The following is a 16,896-nucleotide window of genomic DNA, read 5'->3' on the forward strand; positions in this document are numbered from 1 at the left end:
TTTATTTGTTTATGATAGAATTAATGGTAATAACAGATTGATTAACCTGTTGAATCGATTCGAGATACTTTAATTGAATATTGGTAGAAGTCTGAAGCGCAAAAAGATATTCAACGTAGGAAATTTCTCCTGTTTTATATCCCAATTGTCCGGCTTTAGCTATTTTCTCAGCATTGGGTATAGCCTGATTAATATAATAATTATATTGCTCTACATCCTGCTGATATTGATTCAAAGCGTTTTCCAGTTGCGCTTCCAGCTGTTTTTGCTGTAATTTTGCATTAGATTCCGCTACTTGCTTTTGGAACTCCCAAGATTGCATTCTCGCTTTTGTAGCACCGAAAGTCAGGGGAATCGTAACGCCAATAGTTGCTGCGTGAAATCTATTTCCCGCATTAAAATTCCGATCCATACCATTGATCGTCTGGGTACCGATTAAAGACTGATTGGTGTAACCTATACTGAAATCAGGTAGGCCCAGAGACCTTTCAACGTTTTTATTTTTTTCTGCTATGGTCATCTCCTGATAGTAAGACCTTACTGTTGGATGATTCGCTATTGACGCGCTGTCAAATACATAATTAGCTTTCAGGGGCTCATAATTTGTGTTATAAGGAACCGAGATGTCTCCCGAAGTATTCAATAAGGTTTTTAAGTTTTTGTATGCATTATTCAAATAAACTTCATTTTGCTTCAACAACAAATTGATCTCCCCTTTCTGAGTTTCTGCAGTATTGATCTCTATCTTTTTAATATCTCCTGATTTAAATCTGACCGTAGCAATTCTTATAAAATCCTGATATAAACTATCCAGATTTTTTAATTTTGACTGGTTAAATTGCAGATATTCGATCTGATAGTAATAGGTCCTAACCTGTCTTGCAAGTTCGTTGACCGAAATCTCCTTATTGATCTGCTTTCCTTTGATCTGTTCAGCGATAAGTTCTCTTCTTGCTTTAAACAATGTTGGAAACGGAATACTTTGAGATATAGAAAAAGATTGATCGAATTTTTTACTGTTGTATTGGCCTAACTGAGCATCTAAACTCATTTTTGGAAGTTCTTTAGCAGTAGGTTTCAGTGCCTCTGTTACTTTAATATCCAAATCTTTCGACCGCATTAAATTATTGTTGGTCAATGCGATGCTCGTAGCTTCCTCAACTGTAACAGGGGTACCTTGTTGTGCGTTAAAGGTCTGTCCAATGAATAAAAAACCTAAAACTAAAACCGCTGTCAGTGGCTTATTACCTGAAGGCTTTTTGATTTTTAGTTTAGTACTGAAGATAATGTATAACATCGGTAAAACAAAAAGAGTCAAGAAAGTTGCTGTAACCAGTCCCCCGATTACAACGGTCGCCAAAGGTTTCTGAACTTCTGCCCCGGCTCCGGTTGAAATTGCCATAGGTAAAAATCCTAATGATGCGACTGTGGCTGTCATTAAAACAGGTCTCAGACGAGTTTTAGTTCCTTCCATCACACGTTTTAAAATATTGGTTTCACCTTCCTTCTCTAACTCGTTAAATGTTCCGATCAACACAATACCATTAAGTACCGCTACACCAAATAATGCAATAAACCCAATTCCCGCGCTGATACTAAAAGGCATACCGCGAAGCATTAACGCGAATATACCGCCGATAGCACTCATTGGAATTGCCGTAAAGATCAAGGCAGCCTGCTTTAGCGAACCAAAAGTAAAATATAACAGCATAAAGATCAAAAATAATGATACAGGTACAGCAATGGTCAGTCGTTTACTGGCAGCTTTAAGATTCTCAAATTGTCCGCCATATGTATAATAATATCCTGATGGTAATTTTTCTTTATTAAGCTTCTGCTGGATTTCTTCTACTACACTTTCTACATCTCGGCCTTTTACGTTAAAACCAATGACGATTCTCCTTTTACCTGCCTCACGACTAATCTGTGCGGGGCCAAGTTTATAATTGATATTGGACACCTGTGAAAGCGGGATCTGTATTCCTGTCTTCGTAGACACCATCAGATTGTTGACATCATCAATACTGGTTCTATGTAAACTATCCAAACGAACCACCAGATCAAACCTTCTTTCATTCTCAAATACCTGACCTGCAGCCTGACCTGCAAAAGCAGTACTTACAGCAGTATTTACGTCTTCAATATTCAGCCCGTAATTAGCCATTCTTGTGCGGTCATATTCAACATTAATTTGCGGAAGACCACTAACACGTTCGATCTGTGGAGCACTCGCACCATTAACAGACTGAATAATTTTTGCTGTTTTATCCGCATATATCGCTAAAGAATCTAAATTTTCACCGAAAATTTTAACCGCTACATCTTGTCTGATTCCTGTCATCAACTCATTGAAACGCATCTGGATCGGTTGATTTTTTTCGAAAAATACCCCGGGAATAGCTTCAAGCTTTTCAGAGATCTCATCTGCTAATTCATCATATGATTTTTTTGTTTTCCATTCACTTTGCGGTTTTAAGATCACCATCATATCAGTAGCTTCAGGAGGCATTGGATCAGTAGGCACTTCAGCAGCACCGGTCTTCCCTACAACCATTTTAACTTCGTCAAACTGCTTGATCAGCCTGGAGGCCTGCATAGAGGTTTCAATACTCTGACTTAATGAACTTCCCTGTGGAAGAATACAGTGAAAAGCAAAATCACCTTCTTGGAGTTGAGGGATAAACTCGCCCCCCATTCTTCCAAATATAAATAATGAAACTGCAAATAATGCAACAGTAACACTTACTAACCAATATTTTACTTTTAAAGCTTTCTCTAGTAGAGGTTGATAGATTTTTTGGAGTCGGTTCATCATTTTATCTGAGAAATTTTCTTTATGCGAGATTTTCTTCGATAAAAAAAGTGCACTCATCATTGGAATATAGGTCAATGATAATATCAATGCACCAAAGATTGCAAAACCTACAGTTTTAGCCATCGGAGTAAACATCTTACCCTCAACACCTACTAACGTTAAAATAGGAATGTAGACAATCAAAATAATAATCTCCCCAAATGCTGCGCTGCTTCTGATTTTAGAAGCTGAAAGAAATACCTCTTCATCCATCTCAGACTGGGTAAGAAGACGTGTTGTTTTCCGCAATCCTAAGTGATGAAGAGTCGCTTCAACAATAATAACAGCTCCGTCGACAATTAATCCAAAATCAATCGCCCCTAAACTCATTAAGTTGGCACTTACTCCGAAAACGTTCATCATTCCCAAAGCAAAGAGTAAGGACAACGGAATGGCAGATGCCACAATAAGACCGGCTCGTAAATTACCGAGAAATACTACCAGCACAAAAATCACTATCAACGCTCCTTCGATAAGATTTTTCTCGACAGTATCAATAGCTCTGCCAACTAGATTAGTTCTGTCTAAATAAGGCTCAATAATCACATCAGTAGGTAAAGATTTTTGAATAGTTGGTATTTTTTCTTTGATTAATTGCACTACCTCATTACTATTAGCACCTTTAAGCATCATCACCACTCCACCTACAGCATCCACCTCACCATTAAATGTCATGGCACCATATCGAACCGCACTTCCCAAACGAACCTCAGCAACATCTTTAATGAATATAGGCACACTCCCTGTTTCATTTTTAACTACAACATTCCCAACATCTTCAAGAGAGGTCACAAGTCCAATTCCACGGATAAAATAAGCATTAGGCTTTTTGTCAATGTAGGCTCCGCCTGTGTTCTGATTATTTTTTTCAAGAGCTGCAAAAATATCAGAAATACTAACTCCCATCGCTCGTAGACGATCAGGGTTAACAGCGACCTCATATTGTTTTAGCTGTCCTCCGAAGCTGTTAATCTCTGCAACTCCGGGAGTACCATTAAGCTGTCTTCGAACGATCCAGTCCTGCATTGTACGAAGTTCTTTGGAATCGTATTTTTTCTCACTTCCTTTCTTTGGATGAAGGATGTATTGATATACTTCCCCAAGTCCTGTACTTACCGGAGCCAACTCTGGTGTGCCAATTCCTTTTGGAATTTCTTCAGCAGCCTGCTTCAGCTTTTCACTGATCAATTGGCGGGCAAAATAAACGTCAACCTCTTCTTTAAATACAACAGTGATTACAGACAAACCGAATCGTGAAATACTTCTGGTCTCCTCAATATCAGGAACATTAGCAATACTCTGTTCTATAGGGAATGTCACCAACTGTTCAACTTCCTGACCGGCCAAAGTAGGACATACCGTGATTATTTGAACCTGATTGTTGGTGATGTCGGGTGTGGCATCGATCGGAAGTTTGGTTGCGCTCCAAACTCCCCAAATAATCAACAACAAGGTCATTATACCAATGACAATCTTGTTCTTGATGCTAAATCTTATGATTTTATCTAACATGAGAATATAATTTTTATTGAATGTCACAACTACCTTTTGGAACAACTATTTGTTCTAAAAATCGAGCGACAAAAATGAGTAAGAATACAACGCAATGCTATTGCAATGTTTCCATAACTGTTTTGACGAAAGACAATTCTTCCGTCTGATTAACAAAAATTATATTTTAGGAGGTTGCCATATCTGATCGTACACCAAATATGCAAAGTCATTCTTTATGAAAAGAATTTTTTTAGAATAGTACTCTTTTATCTGTTTACGATATTCTAAAACAGGATTTATTTTGAGCGAAGTAACGCTGATTCTGCAGCAATTACAATAACAAAAAGGAGAACAAGAATCTGTTTTTGAATGAGCATCGTTTTGCTCAGATTTTATATAGGAATATGATACATTTTCATTTTTTGATTGCGCTTTTGCAACATCCATGCATGGCATTAATGATAATGCCATGAAGTAGACTGTAAAAAGCAATCTTAGAAAATTCATGCGACAAAGTTAATTATTTTATATTTATAAATATATATTAAATTTTATCTATTTTTTTAAAATTTATTACTAACAAGACTTTTAAAAAAAATTATTTATACTACAGTATCTTACAAAGCACAAATCTCTTTTAATAATCCGTACTAAACAATCAATATAAATATATCTTACTAAGCTATATACAAATAAATAACTACCTTCTTCGGACAACATTCTGAAAATTATCTAAGTAAATATTCTCTTTTTGGTTTAATACTTTATCTATAAAATCTACTGTTGTTAAATTGTTATATAAAACTGTATTTTCCCTCGCTCTTTCTCTCACATAATTTCTATTTTCATTCGCTTTAAGCTGTTCCTCTTTTTCTATTCTGTATTGAACTACTAAATTTTCTCTAACTGCTGGAAGCTCTTCCAGCTTTTTATCCAGTTCCGCAATTTTATCTTCAGTCATTTTGGTTTGATATTCAATTTGAGTAACATCTATTCCTTTCTGAGCTAAATTTTCAATTACTTCTTGTACTTGAACTTTATGAAGTTCAATTGTTTTTTGATATGATGGTAATTGGGTTGCCCAATATTCAGCATTTGCATCGCCATTTTTCGAATAGCCTTCAATTCTATTATATGAATGCTCGGCTTGGGTTACCAATTCTTTTACTTTCAAAACATCTTCATATTTTCTCAGAACAAATGCACTATCGGCCAAATGTTTATTTTTTTCACTTTCAATCTTCTTTTTAATGAGTTCGATTTCGATATTGGCTCTGGTTTCGGGATTGGTAATGATGGAGGTTTTTAATTCTTGAGTCCTGATGTCTGAAATATCCAAAACATCGGCTCCTTTTTTCATTGCTTCTAAATATCTTGCCTGTTTGGATTGCAGTTTTTGAAGCATAAACACATCAATACTGTCATTGGTCAGCATAAAATTAACCCGCACATTTTCGTTCTTGTTTCCTTGCCTCCAGGCTCGTCCTTCCACTTGTCGGAGTGACGTAAAATTATATGGCAACGTAAGCATATAAACATCGGTTGTGTTTTCCTGAAGGTTCATTCCTTCCTGAATGGCTTCACTTCCAATAACTACTTTTATTTTTCCTTCATTAAAATCATTTTGAATAGAAATTCTTTGGTTTTTATTGGTCGCCCCGGTAATGATTCCGATTTCTTCGGGTTTGTAACCAATTTCTGTTATGAGATATTCTTTTATTTTTGGAAACTGAGCAACTGCTAATTCAGAATACACAATTTGTCCTGAGTCAGGAAGATCTTTTTTGTTCTGCCTTATCAAATCCATCGTGTCTTTTAACTTCGGAGAATTTTCTATGAATTTTTTTATTGAAGGTTCTTCGCCATCATAAAATGGCGATAAATACGGTGAAATAGCAATCAATCTGGCATTGAGAATATGTGTTAAAATTGCTCCTTTTTCAGTCTCACTGAAATTTTCATTGAGCAGCTCATACTGTTCTCTTGTGAGATCATTCTGTTCAATTTTATATTCTTTGTTAATTTTGTTGGGACGAATTAATTCAGGATTGTCTTCTTCTCCTTTTATATCAATGAATTCCGAAAGTAATTGTTGAAACAGCGAATTATTTTTAAATCTCCGAACGTTGGCTTTAAATTTCACATCACCCTTTGCATCAATTTCCATATCATTATCCGCTTCCATAAAGGTCTCGAAGAAAGTATTGACGTTGAAATATCCCGATTCTTCTAATCTTTTATTTGCTATTAAAGAAAGAATGGAATAATATTCCAAAGGCTTGTTGGTAAAAGGCGTTGCGGAAAGCAAGGTCACATTTCTTCCGTCGTTTTTGTCTTGAATGTACTGAGCTGCCATCCAGGTATTGATTCCCAGTTTGGAAGTCTGTTGGTTTTGACTTCTAAAATCGGACGCAAATCTTCGGTCCTCAATTTTTACTTTTCCTACAATATGATTGGCATTGTGAACTTCGTCGTAAGTCAAATGGTCGAATCCAAAATCTTCCCAGTCATAGATTTTACCACGCTTCATTTTTCCCTCAATCTCCTTTTCTTTCTGAAACTCAATTTGGAGGTCTCTTTCGGTATTGGTAACGCCCTTCATTTCACTTGCAGAGATGTAACTGAATTTTGACGAAAGTTCTTCGGTTATTTCTGATGAAAATCCAATATTGTTAAAACCTTCATAAGTAACGATGGTTATTTCTCCGTCTTTATTATCAAATTTTGAAAGGTCATAATCTTTCCCCAAATTCCCTAAAACATTAACTTTCGCGTTGGGAATCGTTTCAAAAATCGTTTCCACCCATTGTTTCATAATGCTGTCATTCGGAACTACGATGATTGGTCTTTTCGCATTTCCTCTTTCCATTGCTTCGTGCATTGAAAGGATTCCGGACAATGTTTTTCCATAACCCACTTCGTGCGCTAAAAGTCCTACGCCTTTTGTGGTCTGTCTTCCGATTCCCGCCTTCTGAACCTCTGCTAATCTAAATTCCTTTCCTTTGAAATTCTTATGAATCTTTGAAAACAATGGGAATTTAGAATAATCCGGAACGTGGATGTTATTGTAATTGCGGTTAAAATCTTTTACAAAACGAGTTCTAATGTCATCTGATAATTCTTCACGTACAAATTTGTAAAACAAATCATTCGCAGCAGCTTTTCGTCTTTCTCTGACTAACGCATTTCGCTCTTTATCGCTTCCTGTAACCGTTTCATTATCTACAAAGCTTCGCACTTCCCAAGCTGAAGAACCCGCAAAGGCTTCACTTGACAAAGTGCCTACAAAGTCTTTGAATCTTTCCGCAAGATTGTAATCTACAATGACTGATTCGGTACGTTTTGTAATATGATTATATTGGTCTTTTTCTATTTGGCCTAACTCAAATTTGTGCACGAACTCGTGGTTCGGACTGATATAAATTTCATCTAAAGATTTCGCTTTTGGTAGAACATTTTCTAATAATGCTTTTTGTTTTTCGTACTGATTTTCCGTTCCACCAACAGCATTTTTATCTGCAAAATCTTTTTCGAGCTGCTCTAACTTCGCATAAATATTTCCTTCTGCATAATAAAAATCGTGAATCCAAACTCCATCAGAATAATTTGAAAATTTGGAATGTTTTTCGTGATTGTTGAGCGTTCCATCGTAAGATGTATCTCTGAATGCTTCAATTTGTTCTTTCGTAATGTTTGAACTATTTTGCAAGGAAGTATTTACAATTTCATCCTGTTTGGAGAATTGATATTTTAAAATTCCTTTCTTTATGGAAGGCTCCGTTTGGACTTTATATTCCTTCTCAGTTCTCGTATTGTGAATAGAAATTATTCTATCACTTTTTTCTATCAATTCTTTTAATTTTTCTTCTGAAAACGATGCTGGTTTTGTGATTAAATCTTCGCGCAGTTTTTCATACTTTCTTATTTCAGTCGTAATGGTGGGAGATTTAAACTTGATGTTATTGAGTTTAGAAAGTACCAATTCAATTTTTTCTTGAGTTTCTGTTAAATTCAACTCATCTATTTTCTCCGCAATAATTTCTTTTTTTACAGGAACTTTTGTAACAGAATTGGACTCAGTATTTTCTAAAAACAAATCTTCAAAAAGATTTCCGATTCTCTCGGTTTCTTTTTTATTTTTAAATTGTTCAATCTTAAAGAGAGCTTCATCCAAATTTCCGTGGATATAATTTTCCAAACGCCCAAAACGATTGGTTTTCTCACGGTTTTCCCCGAGAACTCTTGTGTGATTATTTTCAAAATATTTGGAAATATCCGCAGAAATCTGGTGATTGTTTTTTTTGAGAATGATAATATCCGTTCCGATTTGTGTTCCTGCAAAAGCGCCATTGGGTAAACGGAAACCTTCCAAAACACTAGCATTCTGTAAATTCTTTTGTCGGTTGAGCCAACCTGATGGAAGAACCATCGCCAAAACGCCGTTGGGTTTCAAAGAATCTAATGACCGTTTAACAAAATAATCTTCGTATTTTGAAATTTTAGGTTCTTCGCCTAATCCTTTGTAAAGCCCACGATGTTCGCCATAAGGCGGATTTCCGATGACCAAATCATATCTTTCTGAAAAATCTTTTGAGTCTTTTTTATTACCTCTGTCATCAATAAATTCAGTTTCAAACGAACGAAGGTTGATCTCGACTTCGGGATGTAGAATTTTTGCAATTTTCGCCGTGGTTTCGTTGATTTCAAAGCCTGTAATTTTAGAATTTACAGATAATTCGCGAGTGGCATAGATAAAATTTCCTGTACCAACGCTGGGTTCTAAAACAGAAATTTCTTTTTGAGTTTTGAAATGGTCTTTGATTAAATTGCGGACTGCATCGACAATTTTATCTTGTGTGTAATATTCATCTAAAATCCCTCTGCCTTCTTTTGCGGTTCCGCCACTTTGGAATTGATTGCAGATTTCTTTTAAATCATCCGTGACTTTCAGATTTTCTTTGAGAAGAATTCTGTTGTCATTAGAAACAAAACAAGCTGCAGAAACTACTTCCGCAACTTGTTCATTATTAAGTTTTCGCCCTTTATATTTTGAAATGAGAACATCTAGCTCTACCTTATTTGTTGAATTTTCACTTACCTCGGAAGGTCTTCTATCGGATCTTCTTCTATCGGATATAGCTCTCCCGGATACGATTCCGCCCAAGGAATATTCTCTTCCCTCATTTTTTTCATCATTTTGCGGTTGTGTTCCTCCATTGGATCCTCTTCCTCGGTTTCGGTTTCCCAAATCGCTCCGTTCTGTGCCTGCAAGTCCATTTCCAGCATTGTTGCTGCCCACTGCTTGTCCGCTTTCGTAACTTCCGTTTTGCTCGGATTGGATTTTTGAGCCAAGTTCTCCAGTGTTTTGTTCAGGTGTTCCGTTTCCCACTTGCTGAGGATCGGATGTTGTTCCGGATTCAATTGCATTGCTTTCATTTTCAGAAATTTTTGGTTCAACTAAATTAGTATTTTTATCTTGAAAATTGAGTTTATTCTCTAAATATTCGGTCAGGTCTTGATTCCCATTTTCAGAAATTTCATACAACGGACGAACGTCTTTGATATTTTTGCCATTAAATTCTGTAAGAATTTTTCTGGTTATTGCATTTCCTGTTCTGTCCCCGCTCAGACATAAAAACATTTTGCCATCATAATTCTGGTATCTATTGAGGAACTTTTTGCTATTGGAACCGGAATTTAAGGTAATAATTGTTCTATTATTGACTTGCTTGTTCAATTGAAGAAGCTCCAAGAATGAAAGCATATCCTTACTGTTTGTGAAAACAATAAGTTCCTTTTTATTTCCTTCAACTACAGAAATGTCATCATTTATCTCATTAAAAAAATCTTCATCTTTCACTTTTTTCTGTTTTTTATGAAGTGGTTAAATTCAAAAATTTCTTTGGCTTCACTGTCCCAGTTTTTTCTTGATATTAATTGAAGCGTCACGAATATGTCCGTCTTTTTATTGTAAGAATCAATCCTTTCGAGCCTTCCGTGGTAGTCCTTTTCCGCGTGTTTGTAAATAGAGTACGGTAAAATAGTATCCGTTGGATAAATGTAAAACCGGGTGTACATCCAAGGTGAGTTGATTTCAAATCGTTTGTATTTTTTCTTAAACAAAACCGTATCATTCAGATTTTTTCTGTTTCTGTAATTGGGGATTTTTTCCTGAGAAAACAATGTTCCTCCTTTTTTCTTTTCAACCGAAAGCGGCTTTTGTTTCTTTATGATGTCTGACAGAATAATTTTGCCGGGATTTTCATTTTCAATAGTATAGCACAATGAATCTTTAATGAAATAAATCTGTTGGGTTATTTCGGGAGCATCAACATCCGGAATCCTTTCTATTATGGAATCTCCTGAATAATTAAGGCTTGACAAATGAAAACTTTGGATATTGTTCAGATTTTTGGAAACATCAAAATATACATTGGAGACAACATCGATTCCTCCTTTTTCGGATTTGATTTCTTTGTGGCAGGAAGTGCTTACAAAAAGAAAAAACAAGCTGGGTAGTATTAAAAGTTTTTTCATAGATATAGGGTTTAAAAAAGCGGCAGCCTAATTAATTTGACTTACCGCTGGGAAATAAATGATTGGTTGTAAGTGTTATCTATCGTTTAATACTTTGTTCTTTCACGTTATTTTTTTCGTGCTTGTTGTCTTGTTCCAAACCTTCTAAAGGCTTGTTGGTATTGATTCTGTTCATATCAGAATCATACAGATTCAGATTTTTGTATTGCGGATTCAGCACCGCTTTGCCTTCTATTACTTTATCATCCAATTCAAATTTTACCTTCACGATATTTCCTTTTTCCAAAGATTTTATGGTACTTTCCTTCCATTCCGGCTTATCGAAGATCAGTTTGGATTTTTCTACGATCTGAGCCGTATCAACTCCATAATTTTTGTAAAAATTCTGGAAATTGTAATTTCCTTTTTCGGTTTTGGGTTCGTTAAAATTCAGTTTGGCAAATGCAGGTTCTATTTTTTCTGTTTTCGGATTGTGAAATTGTATTTTTACCGTACGCCCTTCCAAAAGGTTGACTGCTTCTTTAGCAGTAAATGTATTCACCCTGTTAACAGGAAAATTGTGGGAGATAACGTCGCCATTTGCTTTAGTGAGTTTAGCATTATAAAAATTCATAAAGACACTTCCATTTTCTATCTTATTGAATTTTAACGTGAATTCCATTTCATTTCCGGGCATCGTTTTGTCGGAAGTGGTTTTAATTTCGAACTCTTTTTCGGGAGCATTAATTCCGTTTTCTAAATCTTTGTGCAGTTGTTCTCCTTCTCCGAAACCAAGATATTTTAATTGAAATTTCGGATACTGAGATGGTTCATATTCGTTCTGTGTTTCCATAATGTTTGGGGTTTGATTGTTAAATTTTATATCATTCATTGTTAATATTCTGTTTCTTGAAAAAACATTTTCATCCAGATAATTTTTTAGAATTTCACCGCTATCCAATAATTCGTAGGATTCCCCATATAGCTGTTTTTCCAATAGGCCGAAAGCCAATTCGTATTTGTCATTTTTTGACAACGTATGACCATCAATAACATTTGGGATTGTGTCCATTTGTGCCTTTGTAAGAGAATAATCTCCATCTGTTGTTCCGAATTCCATTTTCTCTGAATAAGCTTTTCTTTGGCTCGCTGTGATCTGCAAGTTCTCCAGTATGAATTCGTTTTCTTTCATAAAGATCCTGTATTTGAGAATATCATTTTTTTCCTCTTCGGAAAGTTTCGGATAAAGATTATTTTGCACCGCTTTTGCTTTTAAGTCGTTTTCGACATAGCTTTTGAATTCGTTCAAACTTTTTGGAGCATCATAAAAATCTCTCATACCTGTCCATTCTCGCCGACCGTACGGTAATGTATATTCCTGAGTTTGCAGATCATAGCTGTAATACCTATGACCGCTTGGACTCTTCAGCGAGCCACTCCCATCATCGTAATCGTTCCAGGTCCAGCCGTCCGGAAGGTCAGATGCAGGGGTTAAATTTTCTTCAAAGCCTTCATCTGAAAAAAAGTCTGCATTTTCTTCCAGATCAGTCATTTCAATTTGATGAACCCCTTCTAATGATAACTTTACAGCTTCAACTTCATAATTTCGATAATGATGAGCTTGCTTTTCATCAATTTGCGTATAGGTCAATCCGGAACTTAAATCAGTTTTTTTCTCCAATTCCTGAGCCCAGAGATCAGAGAGAAATTTCTGTTTTATGGACTCATTACTTATAGCAATTTCAGTAGACTCCCTGTTATTTTGCAAAATCAAATGTTTATTGGCTAGTTGCTGCTTTTCAATAAATCTGACTAATTCAGCGGTAGTATTAAATTTATCCTCAATAGGGAAACCCTGATTTGAATTGAAAAATGTTTTCAATGTAAAATTTGAACCTTGAATAAATTCTTTTCCCTTAGATTGATGAATTGCCATAAACTTTTTCTCTCTATCGGTAAACAGCCTCTCTCCGTCCCGAAAAAACTGTTCAGGTGAAGTGTTTTCAATTTCCTTCACAAAATTTTTATAAGCCTTCGTTCTGGGAACTATATTCTTATCAAACCAGGTTAGATTGTCTTCCATTTTTTCCACCTATTAAGCTATCTTCTAAAACCTCTTGACTTTGGTATTTCCTCGTCCTGCTCTTGGCTTTCCTCATCTCTCATTCGATTGGCATCCTGATAGACATCAGGGTCGTTCACATTTAGTTGTAAATCTGATTTTTCCTGCTTTTGAGAGTGATTTTGCTTTTCAGAGATTCCAGCAACTGTATTAAATTCTTTGGATACAATATTCAAATCATTCGTAATTTCTTTTGCCATTTCTGGGAACTGAACAATTTTATCTTGCAGAAAAGATTTAAGTTTTAGAAGTTCTGCTATGTAACGGTTAAGTTCTTCTGTATTTTTTTTATCTGCAATAATTGCGGTCAATTCTCTTGCATTTTTAATGAAATCAAATTCAACTACTTTTTCGGTCTCTTTGTCAAAAATGAAAGCTTTTTTTTCGAAACTCAGTTCATTTTCAGATTTAGAAACATTCTTGACATCAGTATATTGAATATTATTTTTACTGTTTTCGAGGATGTCAGAAATACTTTTATCTCTTTCCAAAAAGATGACCTTCAGTTTAGTATTATTATCAGTCAGCTGAAAAGTCGCCCTGTTTTTGTCGTGGTCTGCAACGATGGTATATCCTTGCAGAAATTTCTGAACATCCTCTATATTTAGCTTTTTAGAGAAAGAATTATCCTCATTAATAATTCCGTATTTTTTCAGTTCATCGGTAGGTAAGGTTATGTTATTCATTGTATGTTGCTATTAAATTGTTTACTTTTATGAGGTCATTTAAAAAATGAGAAGGATTGATGTTTTGTCCGAATTCTTTCACCGAAAAATGCAGATGTGGTCCTGTGGAGTTTCCGGTATTCCCGCTTTTTCCGATGACAAATCCAGCTTTTACTATTTCTCCAGCTCGATAATACATTTCTGAAAGATGTAGATAGGAAGTTTCGAAACGGTTAAAATGTTTTACCTTTATGAAATTCCCTCCGCCTTTAGAATCCCAACCGGTTGCTGTAACAATTCCATCCATTACAGAATAGACATTCTCATAACTGGCTTTAAGGTCGATGCCGTTGTGCGTTTTTTTTGTTCCGAAAATAGGATGAGTTCTTGTCCCATAAGAAGATGTAATGGTGATCTTGTTTTTAAGAGGCATTACAATTTTTGAAAAAGATGCTGCAGGTTCGTCTACAAAATCATACGTTGTAAAAAAGTTTTGTTTTTTTGATGCTTTCTTTGTTTCTTCTACTCTATTTTGTGCTTGCAGCATCAAAGAATCTTTCAGTTTTTCAAACTCATTTTTTCGTATTTCTTTTACACTGCTATACTCTTTAATCAGTGTTTTCAGTGAATCTATTTGACTCGTTAACCACTTCGTCGAACCTTTGGTTTCATTTTTTAAATCTGATTTTGTGGTGATATTTAAAACTTGCTTCCAAGATTTCTTAGCCTTCTTTTGTTTTACCGGATCTTCAATATTAGATTTTTCGGATACCTTTGGATTTTCAGATTTTTTCGGTATTGTTGGTGTAATCGTATTGAATTGGGCAAAGCATAAGCAGCTGTAAAACAGCGCCATCAATGTAAATGTGTATTTTAGTTTTTTCATTTTACGCAGCTTTAATATTTTCATTCACAATGAGTTCCACTTCTTTGTTGATCTTTCTAAAGTTGGTCATCAGCACTTCTTCTTTGCGGTTAACCCCTTTTTTATCTACAAAAGAGTAATAAGATGGCATTTTAACATAGTTTTTTTCTTCTTCTTGAATCGCTTTCATATCCAGGTTAATTTTACCACTAATTGCAGACGTTTTATATTCCTCAGCATCATTTTCTTCTCCCTGTGCGATCATTCCAACCATTTCTCCGGTTTTCAGAGCCGCAATTTTTCCGGCAGGAATCATATTGTCCATCTTTTCATTAATACTGGTGGTCGTCCCTTGCTGTGAAATTGATTGTGAGTATGATTTCTGTTTAATTTTCCCAAATAGTTTTTCCAACCAATCCAATGTATTTTTGTCTCTGGCAGAACCGGAAATAATATTTCCAACAATCGCAGAAATAGTATCTGCAACTTCTTTTTTGTAGAACTGTCTGAGCTGCGGAATTTCTTGTAATCCAAGCATTACAGCAACTTTATTGCTTCTTGCAGTGGCCACGATGTTATCAATTTTATGAATATAAATCGTCGGAAATTCGTCTGCGATAATTCCTCCCGGTAAATTGTGCTTGGAATTGATCAATCTTAAAGTCCTGTTTAACACCGAGGAATAAAGGGCTGAGTTAATATCCTGTGTTCCCGGATCTGATGCTAATATGATAATGGATGGATTTTCACGATCAGTAATCTTCAATTCCACTTCATCTCCCGAAAACACCCAAAAGCTTTCTTTAGTTGCCAATCGGGAAAGGAATATTTTCAAAGTTCCAATTTGTCCTTCCAGCTGATCAAACGCTTTGTTGTCATACGCCGTTTTGAAAGGCGAAAGCAAAGAGAAAATTTCTTCGTTGGTAAAAAGTGTGTCAAAAATTTCTTTATAACTGCGGTTCATAAAGGAAAGAATATGAGGCAGATCAGAATATTTTCCATTTTCAAATGTTGCAAAAAAATAAATACAGGAAGACAGAAAATTGATGGCGGATTGGGTAAAGAAAGCTTCAGAACCACCTCCGGAACTCGAACCTCCCTTCTGTAGAGATGAAACCATTGATTCTGCCATTTCCTGGGCTTCTGCTAAAGTTTGGATGTACTTTTTGTGAAATGGATTGACTCGTTTTGATTTTTCAACCTCTTTCAGATTAATGACGTGGAAATTGTAATCGTAGTCTGCTTCCTTACTTTTTTTCAACAAATAATGGTAGTATGCAATCTGTGCTAGATCAGGAAATTTAAAATCGTAGATGCAGAGACAGAAACCTTTTGCAATCATTTGTCTTATGGCAGGATTGATCACACCAAAAGATTTACCAGAACCTGGTGTTCCAATGACCATCGTTCCTCTAAAAGGATTGATGTTCATCCAACCTTTATTGCTTTTGTTTTTGTAACGGAACAAGTATGGAATATTGATTGTGACATCCGATGTTACCAATTCCTGATTTTGGTCGAAAGATTCTTCTTCAACATTCCATCGGTCTTTTCCCATTTTCTGCTGCATCAGTTTTGAAATACTATCTGCACCCATTTGAAGAATAACTGCCCCTAAAAAAGAAAGAACTGCATAGATTCCCTGATAGAGATTAAATCCGGGAAACACTCTTGGAAGTTTTTCATTTCCTGCCTCATTCTGCCAAACCAGTGAAGAAAAAATCATCAGCAATCCCAAAATCATAGGAGCAATAATCTCTTTACTAATATTAAGGTCTTTCTTTTTCTTGGCTTTTGTTCCGACAGCCACTAATCCAATCAGAATCAATGTTGCAAATTTGGCATTGATAGGAGGGTAGATAAAACTCAACTTTGAAAAATTTTTCAACAAGTTTGATACTACCGGAACATTGGCATTAAGGTAGAAAAGCGAAGCACAATCGAGTGCTACGACTGCGTACACCGCTTTTTGTAGAAAGCCATAGATCTTTATTTGGTGTTGTTGCTCTTGCATTAAGAATAATTTTCGAAATATTGATTCAGTAATTTGTGTTCTTCCAGTAAACTATCGTGTAGCTTCTGTTGCCGTTCCTGCAAATTTTTATGATGTTCCTGTATTTTAACAAGTTTGGCATTCAACAGATTCAATTTATTTATTAATTCATTTCCTCTTTTTTCGACACTCTCGATAATGTATGAGTGACCTGGCTCTTCAGATATTTTATCACACCAATCTTTAAGGTTTAACACCCTTTTATAGGCAATGATAAATTCTTTTCGTTTTTTATAAATAATAATTATAGCAACAGAATGGTAGGTAAATAGTAATATCACCAGTGCAAAACACAGCATAACTGTAAAATTTTCCATAGTCTTAATA

General features: G+C 35.4%; 9 protein-coding genes. All 9 read right to left on the minus strand.

From position 1 onward, the window contains the following. Nucleotide 1 precedes the first annotated feature (1 nt). Nucleotides 2-4,366, minus strand: a complete 4,365-nt coding sequence (locus tag BMW39_RS12595) for a CusA/CzcA family heavy metal efflux RND transporter (protein WP_072410604.1) — start codon at nucleotides 4,364-4,366, stop codon at nucleotides 2-4. A 159-nt stretch (nucleotides 4,367-4,525) separates the two neighbouring features. After that, complete coding sequence (locus BMW39_RS19655) at nucleotides 4,526-4,855, minus strand: DUF6660 family protein (RefSeq protein ID WP_072410597.1); 330 nt, start codon at nucleotides 4,853-4,855, stop codon at nucleotides 4,526-4,528. A 193-nt stretch (nucleotides 4,856-5,048) separates the two neighbouring features. Continuing rightward, a complete protein-coding gene (locus tag BMW39_RS12605) occupies nucleotides 5,049-10,208 on the minus strand; it encodes a helicase-related protein (protein ID WP_042279187.1) in 5,160 nt (1,719 codons plus the stop codon). Next, entirely contained in the window at nucleotides 10,205-10,885 is a 681-nt protein-coding gene (locus BMW39_RS12610) for a hypothetical protein (RefSeq protein WP_034975921.1), read from the minus strand. Before BMW39_RS12610 ends, BMW39_RS12605 begins: the two co-directional genes overlap by 4 nt. 79 nt (nucleotides 10,886-10,964) lie before the next feature. Then, nucleotides 10,965-12,947 carry a hypothetical protein gene (locus BMW39_RS12615; protein WP_051879934.1) on the minus strand — a complete coding sequence of 661 codons (1,983 nt, stop codon included), beginning with the start codon at nucleotides 12,945-12,947 and terminating at the stop codon, nucleotides 10,965-10,967. A gap of 17 nt (nucleotides 12,948-12,964) precedes the next feature. Continuing rightward, nucleotides 12,965-13,672, minus strand: a complete 708-nt coding sequence (locus tag BMW39_RS12620) for a hypothetical protein (RefSeq protein ID WP_034975922.1) — start codon at nucleotides 13,670-13,672, stop codon at nucleotides 12,965-12,967. Continuing rightward, nucleotides 13,665-14,537 carry a M23 family metallopeptidase gene (locus BMW39_RS12625; RefSeq protein WP_051879935.1) on the minus strand — a complete coding sequence of 291 codons (873 nt, stop codon included), beginning with the start codon at nucleotides 14,535-14,537 and terminating at the stop codon, nucleotides 13,665-13,667. The genes BMW39_RS12620 and BMW39_RS12625 overlap by 8 nt, the downstream gene beginning before the upstream one ends. Before the next feature lies 1 nt (nucleotide 14,538). Next, complete coding sequence (locus BMW39_RS12630) at nucleotides 14,539-16,530, minus strand: type IV secretory system conjugative DNA transfer family protein (RefSeq protein WP_034975924.1); 1,992 nt, start codon at nucleotides 16,528-16,530, stop codon at nucleotides 14,539-14,541. Further along, nucleotides 16,530-16,886, minus strand: coding sequence for a hypothetical protein (locus tag BMW39_RS12635; RefSeq protein WP_028123307.1), 357 nt, complete (start codon nucleotides 16,884-16,886; stop codon nucleotides 16,530-16,532). Before BMW39_RS12635 ends, BMW39_RS12630 begins: the two co-directional genes overlap by 1 nt. Nucleotides 16,887-16,896 lie beyond the last annotated feature (10 nt).

Source organism: Epilithonimonas lactis (genome assembly GCF_900110605.1).
GTDB classification, from domain to species: Bacteria; Bacteroidota; Bacteroidia; order Flavobacteriales; family Weeksellaceae; genus Epilithonimonas; species Epilithonimonas lactis.